The following is a 19,808-nucleotide window of genomic DNA, read 5'->3' on the forward strand; positions in this document are numbered from 1 at the left end:
CTACAGGCCCTTCAGATATTCGATCAGGTCCAGACGCTCTGCGACCGTCAGACCCTCGACCTCGGCTTCATGACCGCGATTGGATCGGCCGGGCAGACGGGTGTCGTACACGGCCGGCTGCGACCACGGCGTGTATCCGGTCGGATAGACGCGGACCCCGCCCGCTTCCCGTCCCGCGATGCCCACGGCCTTGAAATCCAGCTTATGACCGCCGACGAGAAACCGCTCGGCTCGTGGCTCCAGCAGCAGGAACTGCGCCAGCGTCGGCACGGAGCCATTGTGCATATAGGGGGCGGTCGCCCACACGCCGGACAACAGGGTCGCGGCGTATTCGCCCGTCGGCCGCGCATCCAGAACCGTGTCATAGCCGCCGCCGGCTGCGTAGCGCGTCAGATCGTCGGTAAAGGCGGCCGCCCGCTCCGGGTCGGATCCGACATCGCCGCGCCAGTTCGCAAACCGTTCGAGGCGCGGTCGCTCGGCGGGTCCCGAATAGACGCCGTGGCAAGAGGAACAGGCGCGGTCATAGACCACCGCGCCCCTGACCGCCGCCGCACGGTCGATCGGTCCTGGAAAAGCCTGGGGGCGGCGGGCTTCAAGCCAGGCGAAGGCGCGTTCCGCCGCCGGGATCTGGCGATGGGCGCCGCGCGGCGACTGCCCCATGCTGGGCACGGTGAAGAAGCTGGTGATGGCGGCCAGGCGGTTGCGGTGCTCGGGCGTCAGGTCCTCTCGCCCCATGAAGCGCCACCGCGGCTGGCCGCGCGGCGCGTAAGCTCCGTCGTACAGCAGGGCCGAGCGGAAGCTGCGGTCGGCGAGATCGGGAATGGAGGTGAACCCGGCCTCCTCCGCGCCGGCCAGGACGTGGCCCTGCAGCTTCAAGGCGGCGATCCCGTTCGTCAGGCCGGGGGACCCGTTGACGAACGGCAGCGGACTGCCGCCATCGGGAACCTGGGCCAACCGGCGGCGCGCCAGCGGAACGACCGCCCAGCGCAGGCTGGCCATCTCCCATGCATCCGTGTCGGGAAAGAGCGTCTTCACAGCCTGCAGAAGCGCGGAAGGATCGTCGATCCGTCTTTTGAGCGCTCCTGTCACGGCGCGGGTATAGGCTTCCAGGTCCAGACTGGTGTTGGGCGATCCCAACCAGGCGGTCGTCGGGCTTGGCGATCCATCAGCCGTATAGGTCGCCCCCGCATGACAGGAGGCGCAGCCCAGATTGGCGACTGTCACCTTGACCGGCGGCAGTCCTGGCGTGACCTCTCCGACGCTGATCCCAAGCGGGTGATCACGGCTGGGCGGCATGGCCCCATCGGCGCCCTCGATCCGCTCGGGCCAGAGAAAGCCGAACGTCTGGAGCCGCGCCTTCAAATGCACCAGGCTGACCTCGCCGCCCTGCGGATCGTCCAGAACCACGGCGGCCGCGACCAGCTTCCAAGGCACGGCCACCGTATCCAGGGCTCGGAAGCTGACGGCGCCGAAGTCGTCGCGCGCGAAAATCTCCGCGCCGTTGACCGGCACGCGCTCCAGTGGCGCGGACGCGGCCAGCAAGAGAACGCAAAGGCTCAGACCGACACGCCGTTTCATGGCCACCCGCTGCAAGGGCCGTGGGCGATGAAAGACAACAGGTTCATTTCAATCGACCTATCACCGCTGGCGTTTCGGATCGACATGAGAGCATGCGAAGACTGGAAGGACGAGCGCCGCTACGCCCTCGCCCCGCGCCTGCCCCGTCTTTCGTACGAGCCCGAACGTCCCAGAACGCGGTCCAGAGCCTGTGTCAGGTCGGTGCGGGTGAAGGGTTTGGGCACGATCGAGCCCTGGTCGGCCTCGGACAGCGCATCGGCGTCGGCATAGCCGGTCACGAAGATGATCGGCACGCCGGAGCGGATCTTTCGCAGTGCGCGCGCCACCTCGTTGCCGTTCATGCCGGGCATGGCGAAGTCCAGCAGCACGGCGGCGACGTCGACCGTATCGCGAAAACGCTCCACGGCCGCCCCCCCGCTGCCCGCCTCGACCACGTCATACCCCAGGTCCGACAGATAGCCGGTGGTCACCTCACGCACGGCGTCGTCGTCGTCGACGACCAGTATCGTCGCCGGTGCTGCGGGCGGGGTTTCGGAAACGGTCGGGGCCTCGTCCGGATAGGGCGCGTGAGCGGCGCGTGGAAGGAAGACGCTGATGGTGGTGCCAAGGCCCAGGGCCGTGCGAATACGAACGCCGCCCCCGGATTGACGCGCCAAGCCGAAAACCTGGCTGAGCCCCAGTCCCGACCCCTTGCCGACGGCCTTTGTGGTGAAGAAGGGTTCGAAAGCGCGCGCCAGGACGTCGTCAGTCATGCCTGAGCCGTTGTCCGCCACGGAGACTTCCACGAACTGACCCGCGGGCAGTTCTTCGGACGCCTCCTGGACCGAGACCTCGATGTTGCGTGTGGCGATAATCAGCCGTCCGCCGACCTCCATGGCGTCACGCGCATTGATGGCCAGGTTGAGGATCACCAGTTCGATCTGGGTCGGATCGATCATCGCCGGCCACAGATTGCGCGCCAGATCAGGCGGCTGGATATCGACGCTGCCGCCGATGCTGCTCTGCAGCAGATCCCCCATGCTGCGGACCGTGTCGTTCAGATCGACGGAGCGGGGCTCCAGCTTCTGGCGACGCGAGAAGGCCAGCATCTGCGCGGTCAGACGCGCGCCGCGTCGCGACGCCTCCTCCATCATCGACAGGCGGCGCTGGGTGCGCGCGTCCGTCTCCAGCTTTTTCATCTGCTCGACATTGCCCAGCACCACGGTCAACAGGTTGTTGAAGTCGTGGGCGATGCCGGACGTCAGTTGCCCCACCGCTTCCAGGCGCTGCGCCTGACGCAGGGCGGATTCGACCCGTTCCCGCTCTGCGATCTGACCCGCCAGCATCCGGTTGGCCGCTTCCAGTTCCGCCGTGCGTTCGGCCACGCGCCGCTCCAGTTGCGCCTCGCCGCGGCGTATTTCCTCGATGCGCTCGCGCGCCTCGTACTGTCGCCGCCGTCCACGCAGCGCCGTGTGGACAGCGCTGACCAGGGTGGTCGGATGAAAGGGCCGTTCCAGAAAACTGACATTGCCCAAGGTCCCGGACGCCCGTTGCAGGGCCGGATTGCGCTCCACGCTTCCGCCGCGCTGCGTCAGCAATACGAAAGGGAAATCCGACCAGGAGGGCTGCGCGCCGATCCATTGCGCCAGTTGGCCGATGTCGCCGCCCCACAGGCCCTCGTCCGCGATCACGGCCAAGCCGGCGCCGCGCTCCAACTCCTCGACCAGCGTGGCCAGATCGGCGCAGACGTGGGTCGACATCCCGCCATCGTTCAGGATCGCGACGGCGATCCGGGCGTCCCGCCCGCGCGGAGCGAAGACAAGCGCGCGTTCCGACAGGTCTCCGCCGATGCTCATGCGCCGGGTTCGCCCATCAGGCCGCTGCCCTGCCCAACGAAGTTCGGCACGCCGCGCAGAACCCCCTGGAACCCGGACAAGGGTTCGCCGAGGGACAGGCCAGCGCTGTTGATCGTATATTCCCGGATAGTCTTCTCATGCGCTCCTGCCCGCTTCTTGATGACGGAAACGGCGCGGCGAACATGGCCCAGGGCTTCGAAATAGCGCAGCAGGATCACCGTATCGGCCAGATAGGTGACGTCGATCGGCGCCTTCATCTCGCCGACCAATCCGTGCTGGGCCACCGTCAGGAAGGTCGAGGCGCCCTGACGATTCAGATACTGAAGCAATTCGTGGATGTGCAGCACCAGGAACTGTTCCTGCGGCATGGCGGCCTGATAGCCGTTCAGACTGTCGATCACGACGGTCTGGATCATCTGCACGTCCACACAGCGGCGCACCCGATCCGCGAACTCGCCCGGCGACAATTCGGCGGCGTCGATTTGTTCGACAACCAATCGGCCATCCTCGATCAAGCCTTCCAGGTCCATGCCCAGCTGGCGGGTCCGATCATAGAGCAGCCCCAGCTCTTCGTCGAAGATGAACAGAGCCGCGCGTTCGCCGCGCGCCGCCGCCGACACGGCGAAACTGATCGCGAACAGCGACTTGCCGGTTCCCGCCGGTCCCAGGATCAACGCGCTCGAGCCGCGCTCTATGCCGCCGCCGAGAAGCGTGTCCAGTTCCGGAACCCCGCTGGACAGTTGGTCGCGGGCAAACGCCGTACGATGTTCGGACGCGACGATACGAGGATAGACCTCAAGGCCGCCACGCTTGATGGTGAAGTCATGGTAGCCGCCCCGAAAGCGCCGGCCCCGATATTTGATGATCCGCACGCGGCGGCGTTCAGCCCCATACTCCGGCGCCAGCTCTTGCAGCTGGATCACGCCATGGGCCACGCTGTGCACGGTCTTGTCGTTGATGTCGGTGGTAAGGTCGTCGAGCAGCAGGACTGTCGCGCCGTGCTTGGCGAAATAGTGCTTCAGCGCCAGCACCTGACGGCGATATCGCAGAGAACTCTGGGCCAGCAGCCGGATTTCGGACAGGCTGTCGATAACCACGCGCTTGGGCGACACCCGTTCGACGGCGTCGAAGATCATCCGCGTGGTTTCCCCCAGCTCCAGGTCGGACGAATAGAGCAGGCTCTGCTGCTGCTGCTCGTCCAGCAGGCTCTCGGGCGGCACCAGTTCGAACAGTTCGACGCCGTCCAGCGACCAGCCGTGCGAAGCGGCCGCGCCGCGCAGCTCTTCCTCCGTTTCGGACAGGGTGACATAAAGCGTGGCTTCGCCTCCCCGCGCGCCTTCCATCAGGAAGCTGAGCGCGGCCGTCGTCTTGCCGGTTCCCGGATTGCCTTCCAGCAGAAAGACACGATCACGTTCGAGCCCGCCCGACAGGATGTCGTCCAGCCCCGGTATTCCAAATCGAGCCTCTCTGGGCCCCTCGGTGACGTGTGACATGGGCCTGAATCGGTTTTCCAATACTGCACAACGCGCGCAGTTTCCTCACTCGTTACATGAGCCTAGCTGTCCGCCCTAGTCCGGGACCGTACATATTAAGGAGTTTTGATCGCAGACCCCTTCGCCGTCCCAGGATCAGCGGCGGTCAGACCTCAAGGGACCAGCGCGCCATCGGCGACGCCGACGCGGTCGTCGCCGATGGCGCGATCAGAAGCTTTTTCGAATACCCTCCATGCTCGGGCATGTCCGAGGGTGACGGACCTAGGGTTTCAGATCAGCCGCCGTAGCCCCGGCCGCCGCCGCCGAAGCCGCCGCGCGAGACGACGGTGGTGCGGCTCTGCACCCGCGTCGGGGCCTGGCGCGCCACGTCGCCGTGCTCGCGCGCATTGGTCAGGGTTTTACCGGTGCGGTAGTCGCGATAGGCGTAGCCGCCGCCGTAGCCGTTCGACAGCCGACCCTCGCGGTCGCGATACAGCGGGCCGCCGCCGCGATAGCCGCCGCCGCTCAGCATCTGGCCGACGATGAAACCGGTCAGAAGCGGGGTGAAGAAGGAGCCGCCGTTATTATGCGGCTGGCACTGGGATGGTCCCCACTGACCTTCGCATTCCTCGCGCGTGGCGTAGCGGGGCGCGGTCTTGGCGGCCTCCTGCTGGGCCTTTGTCAGGGCGGCGTCGCATTCGTTGTCCGGGATGTCATTGGCCGCCTTGCACTCGTCCAGCGACTGATAGGCCAGGGTCGGTTCCGGCTCGGGGGCTGGCGCGCGCTGGGGCGATCCGCAGGCGGCCAGCGAGAAGCTGGCGGTCGCCATCAGGCTGCTGACGTGCAGAACGCGCGAGCGTTTCAGCCGGCGCATGGTTTCGGTCTTGGGCAAATCGGTCATGGCGCTCACGACGTCATGCAGGCGGCGTTCAACAGGCCGACGCAGATGGAGATGGAGGCCAGATAGACGGCCGCAGCCATCTCGCCCGCTTCGATCCGGGCGACCAGATTGCGGAAGGCCATACGGCTGATGGTGACGAAGACGACGATCTGGATGACGCCGGCCAGCAGGGCCCAGGCCGCGAACTCCATCAGGCTGACGGTGTGCGACAGGGCCGAGGCCAGCGGCAGAACATAGCCGATCAGGGCGCCGCCGAGAGCGATGGCCGCGGCGGTGTTGCCCTGACGGATCAACGTATGCTCGTGATAGGGCGTGACCCACTGATAGATCAGTTTGAAAGCCAGGGTGAAGGCGCCCGCCATGGCGAAGGCGATCAGGAAGGCGATCGCCCCCTGCTGAAATACGAACCAGTCGAACATCGGTCTTGCCCCTCGGATTGCGCGCTCAGGCGCGGAACTCGGCCATTTCCAGCGGAATGCCGATCATGATTTCGTGCGTCGTCTCGCCGCCGTCCGGCTGCTGCTCCAGAGCGATCATCAGTTCGCGCCCGCCGCCCAGCTCTCGGGCGTACAACATGCAGGTCTGAAAGATTTTGGCATAGGGCGTGGTTGCGGCGCGGTCGTCCCAGATCGTCTCCCACAGGGTGACGGGCGGCTGGATCGCATCGCTCTCGGCGAACCAGAAGCGCGGATAGTCGGGCAAATCCTCGGCCGCCCCATGGAAGACCGGCGCCGATAGCCGGTCGCGCCAGATGCGGCGTTCGCGTTCGCCGGGCGGATAGGCCGAGGTCCAGGGGATAAACAGGCTGAAATCATAGGATTCCAGTCCGGCCTCGTCGTCGCTCATGGCCTGAAGCATGACGTGATCGTCGGTGTAGAACCGGTGCACGAACTGACCGCTGTCCAGGCTGACCAACCCCTGCGCCGAGATGTCCAGCACGTCGCGATCAAGCGTGAAATGGGTCTCGTCGCCCAGGCGGCGCCAGGCCAGGGGGTCCAGCGACACGGTGCGGCCCACGGTGATGTTGCGCACAGTCGCCAGCCGATTGGCGGGCGCCATCTTCTCCGACGATCCGAAAAGCTTCTTGAACATGGGCGACTATCTAGGCCCGATGCGCGCCGACGGCGAGTGGACAGCGACGATGCGACCGAATGAAGCGGTTCATGGCGTCAACTTCCGTCCGATCTTGCTTCAAGTCAAGCGTTCATGTTACGCGTTTCATGTAACGAAATGCCAAACAACGCCCCTCCCTCTTCCGCCGCGAACGACCGCATCCGTGCGTGGCGGCAGGCGCGTCGCGAAGCAGGCCTGGTCAAGCTGGAGCTATGGATTCCAGAGGCCGCCCGCGACGACGTGAAGGCCGCCGTTCGCGCCATCGTCACCGATTCCACGCGTGGCCCCGCTCTTGCGGGCCGGCCGCGCCGCCCCACTTCCGATTCCATCCCTTCCGGAGACGACCACCAAATGGACGCCGTGATCGAAACCCCCTGGACCGTGCCCGCCATAAAGACGGCGCTGGACCAGTCCGCCCTGCTGCGCGATGGCGAGATGACCCTGCGCGTGGTCGAGGGCGCCGAGCCCGTTCTTCTGGCGACCATGCACGAATACGGCGACCTGCCGGTCTATCTGAGCGTCGGCGGCGCCCAGATCGTCTGTTCCGTGCTGCTGTGGCCGGTCGCCGAACAGGCCGATCGCCACGCCTTCAACGAGTTCCTGCTGAAAGCCCAGCGGGTGGTGCCCCTGTCCAACTTCGCCATCACCAGCGTCGGCGGCGAGGACGTGTACGAATTGATGGGCGAACTCTCTTGCAAGACGACGCTGCAGACCATCCTGATCGAACTGCGCACCCTGGCCGAGAATGCGATCGACGCCACCGAACTGCGTGAAACCTTCGGCGCCGACGCCGCCTGATTCCGGAAGACCGACCATGTCCATGCTCAGAAAACTGTCCGCCCTGTTTCGGGGTTCGGCCCATGATGCGGCCCAGGGCGTCGTCGACGCCAACGCCCTGAAGATCCTCGACCAGGAGATTCGCGACGCCGACAATGCTCAAGGCAAGGCGCGCGACGACCTTGCCGGTCTGGTGGCGCGTCGCCGCATGGCCGAAAACGAACTTGCATCTTTCCGCGACCAGATCGCCAAATATGAAAGCTCGGCCCGCTCAGCCCTGGGCCAGGGCAAGACCGATCTCGCCCGTGAAGTCGCCGGCCGCATCGCCGAACTGGAAGTCGAGATCAACAGCCGCGGCCCGCTGATCGAGGACATGAAAACGGCCGAGACGCGCCTGCGCACCGCCATCGCCTCGACCGACCAGAAGATCGAGACGCTTCGCCGCGAGATCGACATCGTCAAGGTCAACGATTCCGTGCAACGCGCCCAGACCTCGGTCGCCCTGAACTCCGCCGGCGCCCAGTCGCGCATCGGTTCGGCCGCCGACAGCCTGCAACGCATCAAACAACGTCAGGCGATCCAGGAAGAGAAGCTGAACGCCAACCAGGCGCTGGAAGACCGCCGCACCGGCGCCGATCTGGACGCCAAACTGCGCGAGGCCGGCATCCTGCCCGGTCATTCGTCGGCCGACGACGTCCTGGCTCGCCTGAGCCAGCCGGAGGTGACGGTGGTCACGCCGCGCATCGGACAATCCACGCCCGACAAAGACCCGGCCTGATCGATGCAGCGTCTCCGCTTCGATCCCCGCACCGACTGGGACGCCAAGGCCGAAGTGCTCGGCTTCACCTGGCGTCACACAGACGGCAAACCCTATTGGGACGAGACGGCGGCCTATGCCTTCTCCCTGGCCGAGATCGAGGACGAGATCGAGGCGCCGACCGCCGAGTTGCACGGCCTGTGCCTGGACCTGGTGAACGAGGCTGTCCAGTCCGAGCGGATGATGGAGCAACTCGATATTCCCGAGCCGATGCGGGACTATGTGGCCGACAGTTGGAAACGGGGCGATCCGTCCCTCTATGGCCGGTTCGACTTCGCCTACGACGGCGCGGGTCCGGCGAAACTGTACGAGTACAACGCCGACACCCCGACCAGCATCTTCGAAACGGCGGTGTTCCAGTGGTTGTGGCTGGAGGACCAGATCAAGGCCGGCGTCCTGCCCGCCGACGCCGATCAGTTCAACAGCCTGCATGAGAAACTGGTCGATCGGTTCCGCGCCATCTTCCCCGACGGCGGCTTCGTCCACTTCGCCTCGGACGCCGATTTCGTCGAAGACCGCCAGACGGTGCGGTTCCTGGAAGATCTGGCACAGCAGGCCGGGCTTGAGCCTCAGTTCGTCGCCATCGACCAGATCGGCCTGAACGAGGACGGCCGGTTCGTGGACCACGACAACTGGATCATCCAGGCGCTGTTCAAACTGTATCCTTGGGAACAGATGTTGCGCGACGACTACGCCGCCCCCCTGCCCACCGCCGAGGTGACGGTGCTGGAACCGGCGTGGAAAGGCATCCTGTCCAACAAGGCCATCCTGCCCCTGTTGTGGGAACGGCATGCGGGTCACCCCAACCTGTTGGAGTCCTATTTCGAGGGCGACCCCGCCCAGACGGCGCTGGGCTCATCCTATGTTCGAAAGCCCCTGTTCTCGCGCGAAGGCGACAATGTCGAACTGATCGACCAAGGCCTGAGCGCGGCCGAAGTCGTGGACGGCGGCTATGGCGGCGGCCGATACGTCCGCCAGGCGCTGCACAATCCGCCGAACTTCGACGGCGCCCACGTCATTGTCGGCTCCTGGATCGTCGGAACCGAACCCGCCGGCATCAGCCTGCGCGAAGACGCCGGCCGCATCACCCGCAACACGTCCCGGTTCGTGCCGCACTTCATCCGCCAGTAGGCGGCTGCGGCGGACCGACTGCGGCATCGTTTGCCGTCCCCGAAACATCGACCCGCCCCCGATTCACCCCTCGGAGGCGGGCCTTGCCCTGTCGCGGTTCAGTAGGAATAGGCCAGGCGGACCAGGAAGTTCCGACCCGGTTCCATATAGTCCTTCTGATAGGACGGGCTTTCGCCCTTGGTCGTGTAGTAGCGGTGGCCGTCCAGGATGTTCTGGACATCGAAGTCCATCGTCAGGCCGGGGCGGAACGTGTAGCGAGAGTGGAAGTCCAGGCTCTTGTTGGGCTGGACCCATTTATCGACGGCGTTGTCGCGCAGGTCTTCGATATAGGCGCCCTGGTACTGGTAGGAGAGACGGGCCTCAAAACCGTATTTCTGGTAGGTCAGAGAGGCGTTGTAGATCAGGTCCGGCGCCTGGATGAACGAGATCGACCGTCCCTTGCGGTAATCCAGCCCCGTCTCGGCCTCGCTGACCTGACGGGTCAGATTGGCCTCGACGCCAAAGCCGTCGAACGGCGCGGCCATCCCTTCGAACGACTTGATCAGGTTTAGCTCGACGCCGGTGATCCGGGCTGTCTGGCCGTTCTTGGGCTGGCTGATCGTGATCGAGCCCTCCTGGGTGTCGGCGTTCACGGCGCTGCCGTTGGTGAAGATGAAGTGATCGATCTTCTTGTGGAAGACGCCGACCGACACCAGGCTGGACCGATCAGGGTAGTATTCCGCCGAGAAGTCCAGGTTGAGGGCTTCGGCCGGTTTCAGATCCGGGTTGCCCCGGCTGATGGAGACGATGTCGCCCAGGGTCTGGCCCGGACGGGGCGTCGCCCGGCCGATGCTGACGCCGCGGGAGATGTTGCTGAACTCCGGCCGCGAAAAGCTGGTCCAGACCGCGCCGCGATAGACGAACTTGTCTGAAGGGCGATAGACGGCCGTCACGCTGGGCAGGACATTGGTGTAGCGGCTTTCGGTGTCGCCAAAGCCGGTCTGGGCGCCGTCGTCCATCCAGTTGGTGTTGGTGACTTCGGTGTGTTCGATCCGCACCCCGGCGGTCACGTCCAGAGCGTTGAACTGGAAGTTGGCCAGGCCGTAACCGGCGTAGATCGTCTCATGCCCCCGCTTGTCGCCCGAGTTGAGATCGGCGTAGGAATAGCTGACCGGATTGGCCTTTTGCGCGGCCTCGATAGCGGCGGCGACACGGTCGCGGTTCAGAATGGCTCCATAGTAGTAGCGGCCGTTCAGAACAGTCGGAACCTCGCGGTCGATCAGGCCGGACTGAGCCAGGTTCCGACCGTCCAGAGCGGTGTTCGCAAAGGAACCGCCCCAGATCGGGGTGCTGTCATATTCGCGCTCGGACCTCAGCACCTTCACGCCCGCCTTGAGGTGACGGACCACGCCGTCCATCTCGTACAGGGCGTCGAAGCGGAAGGCTGTGCGCGCATCGGTCTGCTTGTCGCGGCTGCGTCCGCCGCCGTCATAGGGCAACAGGCTGGGATCGCTCGGCCCGTTCTGCGCGAAGGCGGGCAACTGCGGCATGGGGAAGCGCGGATCGTAGGAGGACCACAACAGTCCCGTCTGGTTGAACGGCGCCGAACAGGCGTCGCAGTTGTAGGAGACCGAATAGTTGTCCGGCCCGCCCTTCTCGCCTGCGCTATAGCTCAGGTCATAGTCCAGGGTCAGACGGTTCAGACGGCTCTGGCCGCCCAGATTGATGGTGCCCAGGGTCGAGGTCTGATCCAGGGTCTGGAAGGTGCGGGCGAACTGGAAGGTCTCGGGCTTCCATACGCCGGAACGGCCGAACAGCGACCAGTAGGAAGAACTGCTCTGACGGTCGGCGTCGGTGATCAGGCCGTCGCCGTCGAAGTCGTTGATCTGGGCAGTGGTGTAGCCGTAGATGCGCCCCTTGGCGCCATAGCCGACCACAGCGTTGTCCGGCTGGACCAGGCTGACGTCTTCCAGATCGACCTGTTGCAGACGCCGTGTTTTGCGGCTGCGGAAGTCGGTGTAGTCGTTCGTTCCGGTCCGCTCCAGACGGCTGTACTGTCCGCGCAGGTAGAAGTCGTGGCGGTCGCCGCGGTAGTCGAGCGAAAAATTGCCGCCGAACCGTTCCTGCTCAATGCGACGGTAGTCGAGGTCGATGCCGGGCAGATACATCGACCGCTCATCGATTTCCTCTGTGCTGTTCCGACGCCAGCGATAGGGCTCCCACTCCCCGTCGTTCTCGCTCTCCTCGTTCAGGCCGTTGCTCTTGCCGTAGTTGAGGGAGACGAAGGCCCCGAAACGGCTGTCGGACGACAGACGGCTGGCGAAGTCCAGTTGAACCTGACCGGCGCCGTCCTTCTCGCCCTGATCACGAGCCCGGTCGTTGATGCCGTAGCTGAGGAAAGCGCGGGCGACAGGCTTGGCGAAGTCGAAGGCCGTCGGGGTCTGGAAGTTGACCGAACCGCCGATGGCGTCGCCGTCCATGTCCGGCATCAGGGTCTTGGAGACGGTGATGCTCTTCAGGCCGTTCGGCGGCAGGACCGTCATCGACATCTTGCGGCTGTCGGGGTCGGTCAGGGCGACGCGGACGCCATTGATCGAATAGGCGTTGAAGGTGCCGGCCAGGCCGCGGACCGAGACATATTCACCCTCGCCCGTCTCCTGGTTGACGACCACATTGACGCCCGGCGCGCGGGCCAGGGCGTCGGCGACATTGGCGTCGGGCAGCTTGCCCAGGTCGTCGGACGAGATGACGCTGGAGACCACGCCCGAACGGCGTTGAGCCTCGATGGCGTTGGCGGTGCTGAGGCGCTGACCGGTCACGACGACCTCGTCAACCTCGGCGGGCGCCGATTGCGGCGTGGAGGTCTGGGCCTGGGCGGCCGTGGCGGCCAGGGCGGCGGTCCCGACCATGAGAACGGCGCGCAGGCCGCCTCCGGCGAGGGCGTGACGATGAACAGCCCGTTCTCGGGCGACGAGAGGAAGCGACATGACTGTCTCCAATGATCCTGATGTGTGTTCGGATCGACCGTTCGGGTCCGCTCGAGACAGGCGTCAGCGATCAGCGACGCGCGGACGCGCCCTGACAGCATCAGCCGCTCGGCCCGGATGCGGCCGAAATTGATTGGATTGGGACGGCGCCGCCGGGAACGACGGGCCGATTTCTCAAGCTCCGTCTAACCGGAGCGGTGACGATTGAACCCTTCACTCATTCAACAACCCCCATGCGTTGAAATGAAAACGAGACGTCAGCCCTGCGGTTGATCAGGTCGCAGAGAAGTTCGCGATAGGTCTCGAATCCGGCGACCTCGACGCCCTGAGCCTTGCCCAGTTCGTCGTAGCGACGCAGCCGCAGGGCGGCCTCGGCCGCCGGCAGAGCCATGAATTCCTCGACCTCCGCCGGCGTCATCGGTCCGCCCTGCAGGGCGAGGCTCTGAAGCGAGGCGGCGCTGAGCCGATCGACGTAGCCGGGCGCCGTGGTCGCCAGGCATCGTTTGGCCGCGACGTGCAGGCGAACCGGCTCGGTCACATCGGGACCGAAGGCGCGCCCCAGATAGCCCGCGCTGATGTGTTCGTGGCGGGTGTCGATGCCGCGGTCGGCCGCATCCTCGCCCGCCTTCTGCATCATATGGCCGACATCGTGCAGCAGGGCCGCCGCGATCAGGGCGTCCGGCGCGCCGTCGACCCGCGCATGATGCGCCGTCTGCACCGCATGTTCCAACTGCGTGACATCCTCGCCGTAGTGCAGCCCGCCCAGTCGGGTGAAGAGGTCCGACAGTTCGGCGAAAAAGGCGTCTGCATCCACGGGAGAAGTCATCGAGAATCCGTCTTGAGGGGCGCTTGGGGTTGGAGCGATCACAGGCGCATACGCCCGATGGCGGGATCGGTGCGGCTGGCCCCGCCGGTCTCGACATGGCCGGCCATGCGTTGGATGAAGCCGGGATCGTCGGTCAGGGATACGGTCAGGTCGTACCAGTGGTCGCTGCCCCGCAGATCCCAGACCTCGCGCGTCTCCGCGCCGGGTCGCAGCGCCAGGCGGCGGCGCGCCTCGCCTTCCGACAGGGGATAGGCGGGATCCATGTCGAGGATCGCCAGCGTCGAGCCATCGACCGCCCCCGTCAGCCCGACAGTCAGCAGACCTCTGGCGTCGGCGGAGATCGTGACCTGGGGCTGAGGCCGCGACGCATCTCCGGCGAAACGGCGATAGAAGCCGTTCGGACCGTGAACCGTCAGATCATAGAGACCCGGTTCGCCGCCGTTCCAGTGACCCGCTGCATAGGTCTCGCCGGGGGCGAGCGTGAAGCGCCACGGCCCGGCGCGGTCCGTACTGTCGAACACCTGAAAGACAGCGCCCGCACGGCCGCGATTGACCAGATCGATCCAGACGGCCCCGTCGGTGACACGCGCCTGGGCGGCCAGATTATAGGGCAAGGGCCTGGCGTCCCGCTGCGGTCCCTCCTGGAAGGCGGGAATCTGGCGTTCAGGAATGCGCAGGCTGGGCGACGCCTTTGATCGGGCCACGCGCTGCATGTAATCGGCCGTGGCAGGCAGGGACAGGGCCGCCCAATCCTGGTTCGGACGTTTGAAGTCGAAGGCCGAGGTCAGGTCTCCGCATACGGTCCGGCGCCAGTCGCTTATGTTCTGTTCGCGGACGCCGAAACGCTTTTCCAGAAACTGAAGGGTCGAGGTGTGGTCGAACACTTCCGAACAGACAAAGCCGCCGCGACTCCAGGGCGAAACCACGATGGCGGGCACCCGTATGCCCAGGCCCAGGGGGTGGGCGCCGCGATGGGCCGGATCGGCGTCGGCGCCATAGAGTTTGGCCTCGCCGGCGACGGAGACAGTGCTGTGACCCTGATCCGGCGTCAGCGGCGGCATCGGCGGCTGCATGTGGTCGTAGAAGCCGCCGGCCTCGTCATAGTTGACGATGAAGACGGTCTTGGAGAAGACCTCGGGATGATCGACCAGGGCCTCGATCAGTTTGGCGCAGACGTGCTCGCCCTTCGACGGCTCGGCCGACGGATGCTCCGACAGATCCGCCGCCGTGACGATCCACGACACCTGCGGCAGTCGCCCGCCGGCGATGTCGGCGCGGAATGCCTCCACCAACTGTTCGCCGTCCGAACGGGTGCGATCCGCGCCGGTCTTGTGCTCCGAGACCCAGGCGCGGCCGCGCTGATAAAGGGGCGAGTCCTTGGGGCAAGGCCGGAACGGCTTGAACACCGACAGGATATTGTCGCCGAAATTGTCGTGCTCCTGATAGACTTTCCAACTGACGCCCGCCGCCTGAAGCCGTTCGGCGTAGGTGGTCCAGTCGTGCGGCCCCGTCGCCATCGGCTGGTCCTCGGCCATGTCGGCGCTGGGCGTCTCATCCTCGCCGTAGTTGCTCATCTCCGGATCGCCGCCGACCTTTCCGCCGCCGTTGCAGCCGGTCCAGAGATGGAGCCGATTGGGATAGGTCTGGGTCAGGGTCGAGCAGTGGTAGGCGTCGCAGACGGTGAAGGCGCTGGCCAAGGCGTGATAGAAGGGCAAATCCGAGGCCTTGTAATAGGCCATCCGCTTGTGCAGTTCGCCTGATCGGCCCCACTGATCGTAGCGACCGCCGTTGACGATGGTGATCGCGGCCCGGTGTCCCTGATCCGACCCATCGACCGTATAGGCGTCGGTGGTGCGTGAATCCCCATGGAAGGGCATGACGAAGCCATCGGGGTGCTGATCGCTGGGCTGACGCCAGACGGCGGCCCCGCCGGGCAGGCGTTGCGGACGCGGATCGCCAAATCCGCGCACGCCGTTCAGCGTGCCGAAATAATGGTCGAAGGCGCGGTTCTCCTGCATGAAAATGACCACATGCTCGACATCCATGATGGTGCCAGAGGCGTTGTTGGCGGGAATGGCCATCGCCTTGCGCACCGTCGCCGGCAACAGGTTCAGCGCCGCTCCCGCCGCTACTCCACCCAGCGCGCCGCGCAGGAAAGACCGTCGATCATTTGTCATGGATCAAATCCCCCTCTTCAATTTTGGTATAGACCAATAGACCGATGTCCTAGGCGAAACTTTCATGAAGCTTGAGCGGCGGATGTCTGACCGTCGGCGGGCGGATCAACCTTGCTTGACCCGTGGGACGCGACTTCTCATTTTCGGAACAGGCGGGACTCGACCGTCGATCGGACGATTCCATGTCTCAGCCTGACGGTCTGCATTATCTCGGGATGCGCGACGCCATCGCCGCCCGGATCGCGGGAGGCGAGCTGAAGCCCGGCGAACGCCTGCCTTCGGAGCGTCAGTTGCAGATCGGCGGAGGGGTGGCGCGCGGCACGATCCGCGAGGCCCTGTTCCAACTGGAGGCCGAAGGCCTGATCTACCGCAAGGACCGCAGCGGCTGGTACGTCTCGCCCCCGCCCGTCGTCTATGATCCGACACGGTGGGAGGGTTTCATGTCCTATGTCGAGGCCCAGGGACGGCACCCCACGACCGAGACCCTCAGCAAGACCGAGATCGCCTGCACACCGGCCCTGTCCGCCGTCTTCGGCCGTCCGGTCGGCGCCCCCCTGTACCGCATCCGCCGCAGGCGATCCGTCGACGGCCGCGCCGTTCTGGTCGAGACCATCGTCGTGGACGCCGCCCTGGCCCCCGACCTGCTGGGCCATCCGCTGGACGGCTCCCTGACCAGCGTCCTGAAATCCGCTTACAACATCGCCGTGGCGCGCAACCGGGTGGATATGCAGCCCTGCGCCCTGACACGCGGCGAGGCCGAGGCGCTGCAGGTCAAGTCCGGCCTGCCCGGCCTGAACGTGGTCCGAACCAGCTACGACGCCCAGGGACGGGTGGTCGAGTTCGACCGCGAATACTGGCGCCACGACGCCCTGAAAATCAGCGTCGACATCCGGGTGCGGTAGGGCTTCAGGCGTTCCGCCGCGCCGCCTCGGCCTCCAGGGCGGGGATCAGATCCGCCACCGTCTCAATGACGATGTCGGCGCCCGCCTCAATCAGGCGATCGGCGGCCTTAGCCAACAGGGCCGCCCGCTCATCCGCGCCCAGTTCAGCCAGGGCCTGAGCCGTCAGCCCCGCCAGATTGCCCGACGCCGCCACCCCGACCGTGAAACAGCCGGCGTTGCGTCCCTCGGCGACGCCCACCTCGGCGTCATCCACCTTGACCACGCGCGACAGGGGCCAGACGCCCAGATCGGCGCAGGCCTTGTAGATCATCAGCGGCGACGGTCGGCCCTGCGCGGTTTCGTGGGCGCAGACCACCAGGTCGGGAGCATAGCCTTGCGCGGCGGCGCGGGGCAGGACCGCCTGCATCATCTCGCGCGTATAGCCGGTGCAGGAGGCGATCTTGATGTCCAGAGCCCGCAGTTGCGCCACGACCTCGGCGGCGCCGGGGATGAGGTCCGCCTTGTCCTCGGCCAGACGGATCATCGGCGCCTGGAGTTCGGCCATGACCCGTTCAACCGCCGCCGAACCCGGAACCACGCCGTGCGCCGCACGCCAGGCGTCGCTGACACGGGCCTGTGCGAACAGGGCGCGCACATGGTCGGCCTTTGCGCGGCCCATGTCCCCGCGCGCCTCGTCTTCAGTGACCGGAACGCCCAGGGCGTCGAACGCCTCCATCAAGGCCATGGCCGGGGCGCGACTGCCGAAATCGACCATGGTCCCGGCCCAGTCGAAAACGACCATGTCGAAACTGTCGCGGATGGAGGTCATGGTTCGAACGTCTCCTGAAACAGGTCTGAAATCACCGCTTCGCCAAAGGCGAAGCCGGTGGATGCGCCGTTGCCGGCGGTGATGAGGGCCAGACGCACATCGGCGTGCGGGGCGGCGATCAGATCGGCGTTCGGACCGAGGGCATAGGTTCCGGTCCAGCGCTGCAGAACCGCGGGCGCGACTTGGCCGGTGGCGGCGCGCCATTCGTCGAGGATCAGTTGATCGACCGTCGTGCTGGCGAAGGGATCCGGCGTTACGGCGTCATAATGGCTGTCGCCCATGACCAGGGCGCCGTCGGCGTCCTGCACCGCGATCAGATGGACGCCGTCCGCCAGCGCCTGCCCCTGCTCCACCTCCAGACGCGCGCGCAGGGCGGCCGCCTGCGGTAGGGCGGCGTAACCACCGTAACGGACCAGACCGAGGTCTGACATGACCGGGGCCGGCAGGGTGAATCCGGGCGAGGCCAGCCGCATCATCTGAAGCCTGCATCGCACCAGACCGGCCTGGGCCAGATAATCAGGAAACAGGCTGACCAGATCGTCGCCGGGACAGACCACAATGCGCCGCGCCTCAAGCACGCCGCGCCCGGTGACGACGCGCGGCGGTTCGACGGCCTGAACGGCGGTCTGTCTAAGGAATTTCACGCCGAAGCGATCCGACAACCAGTCGGCCAGGCGCGGAATGGCCGTACGAGAATCGACGCGCAACTCGTGCGGACTCCACAGAGCGGCGATCGTCTGAGGGCCGATGATTTCCGGTGCTTGTGCTCTCGCCTCATCCGCCGACATCAGTCGACAGCCTTCGCCCATTTCGGTGGCCATGAAGCCCTCCAGCACGGCGGCGGCCTCGGGGCGACGGACGGGCAGCCACAGGCCGCGCTGCAGAATCGGCAGGCCAGATTCGCGCGCGACCTCCTCCCAGACCGCGCGGCTGCGAAGGGCGCGTCGCCAGACCTTGCCCCGAGGTTGGCCAGTAACGGTGACGAAGCCGAAATTGCGGATGGAGGCGCCATTGGCCTGGGCGTCGCGATCGATCACTACGACCGACAGCCCCCGCCGCGCAGCCGCCAGCGCGCAGGCCAGGCCGACGATCCCCGCCCCCACCACGGCGATGTCGTAGCGACCATCCATTCTTATCGTCCTCGTCATCCAAGCTTCGCAGAATTGGTCTAGACCACATTCATGCAACAGAGTGATGTCAGATGTTGAATCGGATGCGGTCTTGGCTGGCCCAGGCGAACCCCCTCGTCTTCGTCCTGTTCGCAGGCCTGGCGGGATTCTGCGCCTATTTTTCGATGTATGCCTTCCGCAAACCGTTCACGGCGGCGACCTTCGGCGAGGTGGCCGGATGGGACTTCGCCCTGGACTACAAGATCGCGCTGGTGATCGCCCAGGTCGCCGGTTACGCCCTGTCCAAGCTGATCGGGGTTAAGGTGATCGCCGAGATGAAGGCCGAACGCCGGGCCGCCGCCATCATCGTGCTGATCGGGGTTTCATGGCTGGCCCTGGTGCTGTTCGCCGTGACGCCTGCGCCGTGGAACGTGGCCGCCCTGTTCCTGAACGGCCTGCCGCTGGGCCTGATCTGGGGGCTGGTGTTCGGTTTCATGGAGGGCCGGCGCACCAGCGAGGTTCTGGGCGCCATATTGTGCGCCAGCTTCATCCTGTCCTCGGGCGTGGTGAAATCGGTCGGAAAGGCCCTGATGGCGCATCAGCATGTCAGCGCCTTCTGGATGCCGGCGGCCGTCGGCGCCGTCTTCATGCCCCTGCTGGCCGTCTCTGTCCTGGCCCTCGCCGCCCTGCCTCCGCCCAGTCCCGCCGACGAAGCCGCCCGCGTCGCACGCCGTCCGATGCAGGCGCGCGAGCGGATCGCCTTCCTGACCGCGCACTGGCCGGTGCTGACCCTGCTTGTCGCGGCCTATGTGATGCTGACCGCCTTTCGTGACCTGCGCGACAACTTCGCTGCGGAAATCTGGCAGGCGCTTGGCTATGGCGACGCGGCGTCGGTCTTCACCGCCAGCGAGGGACCGGTGGCGGCCCTGTCGCTGGTGGCGATGGGCGTCCTGATCCTTGTCAAGAACAACGGCCGCGCCCTGCTGTTCATGCACGGCGTCATCCTGGCCGGCTTCGCGCTTCTCGGGGCCTCCACCCTGGCGTTTCAGCACGGACTGCTTTCGCCGATCGCCTGGATGATCGCGGGCGGCGCGGGACTATATCTGGCCTATACGCCGTTCAACGCCATGCTGTTCGACCGCCTGATCGCCTTTTCCGGCACGGTGGCGACAGCGGGTTTCCTGATCTATGTGGCCGACGCCACGGGCTATATCGGCAGCGTCGCCCTGCTGCTGTTCAAGAACTTCGGCTCCCTGAACCTGCCGTGGCTGCCCTTCTTCGTTTCGGCCGCCTATGCGACCAGCCTAGTGGGACTGGTTCTGGTCGGAGGCGCGGCGATCCTGTTCCTGCGCAAACGCCGGGATTGATCCTGCCGCCGCCAGTTTTCGTCCGCGCC

General features: G+C 65.9%; 16 protein-coding genes. 5 read left to right on the forward strand and 11 right to left on the reverse strand.

Annotation, left to right across the window (positions count from 1 at the left end; genetic code table 11):
* The 6 genes from P0Y50_00220 to P0Y50_00245 form a co-directional block, all read right to left on the reverse strand.
* Positions 1–1,578: a hypothetical protein gene (locus P0Y50_00220; protein ID WEK40063.1), complete on the reverse strand. Its 1,578-nt coding sequence runs from the start codon at positions 1,576–1,578 to the stop codon at positions 1–3.
* 119 nt (positions 1,579–1,697) lie between these two features.
* The gene (locus P0Y50_00225; GenBank protein ID WEK40064.1) at positions 1,698–3,413 is read right to left on the reverse strand and encodes a response regulator; all 1,716 of its coding nucleotides are present in this window, start codon (positions 3,411–3,413) and stop codon (positions 1,698–1,700) included.
* Complete coding sequence (locus tag P0Y50_00230; GenBank protein WEK40065.1) at positions 3,410–4,906, reverse strand: ATPase domain-containing protein; 1,497 nt, start codon at positions 4,904–4,906, stop codon at positions 3,410–3,412. Before P0Y50_00230 ends, P0Y50_00225 begins: the two co-directional genes overlap by 4 nt.
* A 274-nt stretch (positions 4,907–5,180) precedes the next feature.
* The gene (locus tag P0Y50_00235; protein WEK40066.1) at positions 5,181–5,786 is read right to left on the reverse strand and encodes a DUF1190 domain-containing protein; all 606 of its coding nucleotides are present in this window, start codon (positions 5,784–5,786) and stop codon (positions 5,181–5,183) included.
* A gap of 5 nt (positions 5,787–5,791) precedes the next feature.
* Positions 5,792–6,205, reverse strand: coding sequence for a DUF350 domain-containing protein (locus P0Y50_00240; GenBank protein WEK40067.1), 414 nt, complete (start codon positions 6,203–6,205; stop codon positions 5,792–5,794).
* Between the two features lie 25 nt (positions 6,206–6,230).
* The gene (locus tag P0Y50_00245) at positions 6,231–6,878 is read right to left on the reverse strand and encodes a DUF2491 family protein (protein WEK40068.1); all 648 of its coding nucleotides are present in this window, start codon (positions 6,876–6,878) and stop codon (positions 6,231–6,233) included.
* A 372-nt stretch (positions 6,879–7,250) separates the two neighbouring features.
* Here P0Y50_00245 and P0Y50_00250 point away from each other — a divergent pair, with 372 nt between their 5' ends.
* The 3 genes from P0Y50_00250 to P0Y50_00260 are packed head-to-tail and all read left to right on the forward strand — an operon-like array spanning position 7,251 to position 9,624.
* Positions 7,251–7,697 carry a YjfI family protein gene (locus tag P0Y50_00250; protein ID WEK40069.1) on the forward strand — a complete coding sequence of 149 codons (447 nt, stop codon included), beginning with the start codon at positions 7,251–7,253 and terminating at the stop codon, positions 7,695–7,697.
* Between the two features lie 16 nt (positions 7,698–7,713).
* On the forward strand, positions 7,714–8,454 hold the full coding sequence (locus tag P0Y50_00255) for a PspA/IM30 family protein (GenBank protein WEK40070.1): 741 nt from the start codon (positions 7,714–7,716) through the stop codon (positions 8,452–8,454).
* 3 nt (positions 8,455–8,457) lie between these two features.
* Complete coding sequence (locus P0Y50_00260; protein ID WEK40071.1) at positions 8,458–9,624, forward strand: glutathionylspermidine synthase family protein; 1,167 nt, start codon at positions 8,458–8,460, stop codon at positions 9,622–9,624.
* Between the two features lie 98 nt (positions 9,625–9,722).
* Here P0Y50_00260 and P0Y50_00265 read toward each other — a convergent pair whose 3' ends face one another.
* The 3 genes from P0Y50_00265 to P0Y50_00275 all read right to left on the reverse strand — a co-directional run bounded on the left by P0Y50_00265 (position 9,723) and on the right by P0Y50_00275 (position 15,593).
* Positions 9,723–12,590 carry a TonB-dependent receptor gene (locus P0Y50_00265; GenBank protein ID WEK40072.1) on the reverse strand — a complete coding sequence of 956 codons (2,868 nt, stop codon included), beginning with the start codon at positions 12,588–12,590 and terminating at the stop codon, positions 9,723–9,725.
* A gap of 217 nt (positions 12,591–12,807) precedes the next feature.
* A complete protein-coding gene (locus tag P0Y50_00270; GenBank protein ID WEK40073.1) occupies positions 12,808–13,416 on the reverse strand; it encodes an inositol oxygenase family protein in 609 nt (202 codons plus the stop codon).
* Positions 13,417–13,454: 38 nt separating this feature from the next.
* A complete protein-coding gene (locus P0Y50_00275; protein ID WEK40074.1) occupies positions 13,455–15,593 on the reverse strand; it encodes a phospholipase C, phosphocholine-specific in 2,139 nt (712 codons plus the stop codon).
* Positions 15,594–15,775: 182 nt separating this feature from the next.
* On the opposite strand from P0Y50_00275, the gene P0Y50_00280 reads away from it, so the two are divergent.
* Entirely contained in the window at positions 15,776–16,495 is a 720-nt protein-coding gene (locus P0Y50_00280) for a UTRA domain-containing protein (protein ID WEK40075.1), read from the forward strand.
* 4 nt (positions 16,496–16,499) lie between these two features.
* Here the strand turns inward: P0Y50_00280 and P0Y50_00285 are convergent, their stop codons facing one another.
* Together P0Y50_00285 and P0Y50_00290 are read right to left on the reverse strand one after the other, a co-directional pair.
* A complete protein-coding gene (locus tag P0Y50_00285; protein WEK40076.1) occupies positions 16,500–17,303 on the reverse strand; it encodes a phosphonoacetaldehyde hydrolase in 804 nt (267 codons plus the stop codon).
* A complete protein-coding gene (locus P0Y50_00290) occupies positions 17,300–18,433 on the reverse strand; it encodes a TIGR03364 family FAD-dependent oxidoreductase (protein WEK40077.1) in 1,134 nt (377 codons plus the stop codon). The genes P0Y50_00285 and P0Y50_00290 overlap by 4 nt, the downstream gene beginning before the upstream one ends.
* Before the next feature lie 71 nt (positions 18,434–18,504).
* On the opposite strand from P0Y50_00290, the gene P0Y50_00295 reads away from it, so the two are divergent.
* On the forward strand, positions 18,505–19,779 hold the full coding sequence (locus tag P0Y50_00295; GenBank protein ID WEK40078.1) for a DUF5690 family protein: 1,275 nt from the start codon (positions 18,505–18,507) through the stop codon (positions 19,777–19,779).
* The last annotated feature ends 29 nt before the right edge of the window (positions 19,780–19,808 follow it).

The sequence above is a fragment of the Candidatus Brevundimonas colombiensis genome, assembly GCA_029202665.1.
In the GTDB taxonomy this organism is placed as follows: domain Bacteria; phylum Pseudomonadota; class Alphaproteobacteria; order Caulobacterales; family Caulobacteraceae; genus Brevundimonas; species Brevundimonas colombiensis.

Excerpts from the sequence above, each read along its gene's own strand:
- P0Y50_00220 (WEK40063.1), bottom strand. The coding sequence starts at position 1,578 with ATGAAACGGCGTGTCGGTCTGAGCCTTTGCGTTCTCTTGCTGGCCGCG.
- P0Y50_00225 (WEK40064.1), bottom strand. The coding sequence starts at position 3,413 with ATGAGCATCGGCGGAGACCTGTCGGAACGCGCGCTTGTCTTCGCTCCG.
- P0Y50_00230 (WEK40065.1), bottom strand. The coding sequence starts at position 4,906 with ATGTCACACGTCACCGAGGGGCCCAGAGAGGCTCGATTTGGAATACCG.
- P0Y50_00235 (WEK40066.1), bottom strand. The coding sequence starts at position 5,786 with ATGACCGATTTGCCCAAGACCGAAACCATGCGCCGGCTGAAACGCTCG.
- P0Y50_00240 (WEK40067.1), bottom strand. The coding sequence starts at position 6,205 with ATGTTCGACTGGTTCGTATTTCAGCAGGGGGCGATCGCCTTCCTGATC.
- P0Y50_00245 (WEK40068.1), bottom strand. The coding sequence starts at position 6,878 with ATGTTCAAGAAGCTTTTCGGATCGTCGGAGAAGATGGCGCCCGCCAAT.
- P0Y50_00250 (WEK40069.1), top strand. The coding sequence starts at position 7,251 with ATGGACGCCGTGATCGAAACCCCCTGGACCGTGCCCGCCATAAAGACG.
- P0Y50_00255 (WEK40070.1), top strand. The coding sequence starts at position 7,714 with ATGTCCATGCTCAGAAAACTGTCCGCCCTGTTTCGGGGTTCGGCCCAT.
- P0Y50_00260 (WEK40071.1), top strand. The coding sequence starts at position 8,458 with ATGCAGCGTCTCCGCTTCGATCCCCGCACCGACTGGGACGCCAAGGCC.
- P0Y50_00265 (WEK40072.1), bottom strand. The coding sequence starts at position 12,590 with ATGTCGCTTCCTCTCGTCGCCCGAGAACGGGCTGTTCATCGTCACGCC.
- P0Y50_00270 (WEK40073.1), bottom strand. The coding sequence starts at position 13,416 with ATGACTTCTCCCGTGGATGCAGACGCCTTTTTCGCCGAACTGTCGGAC.
- P0Y50_00275 (WEK40074.1), bottom strand. The coding sequence starts at position 15,593 with ATGACAAATGATCGACGGTCTTTCCTGCGCGGCGCGCTGGGTGGAGTA.
- P0Y50_00280 (WEK40075.1), top strand. The coding sequence starts at position 15,776 with ATGTCTCAGCCTGACGGTCTGCATTATCTCGGGATGCGCGACGCCATC.
- P0Y50_00285 (WEK40076.1), bottom strand. The coding sequence starts at position 17,303 with ATGACCTCCATCCGCGACAGTTTCGACATGGTCGTTTTCGACTGGGCC.
- P0Y50_00290 (WEK40077.1), bottom strand. The coding sequence starts at position 18,433 with ATGGATGGTCGCTACGACATCGCCGTGGTGGGGGCGGGGATCGTCGGC.
- P0Y50_00295 (WEK40078.1), top strand. The coding sequence starts at position 18,505 with ATGTTGAATCGGATGCGGTCTTGGCTGGCCCAGGCGAACCCCCTCGTC.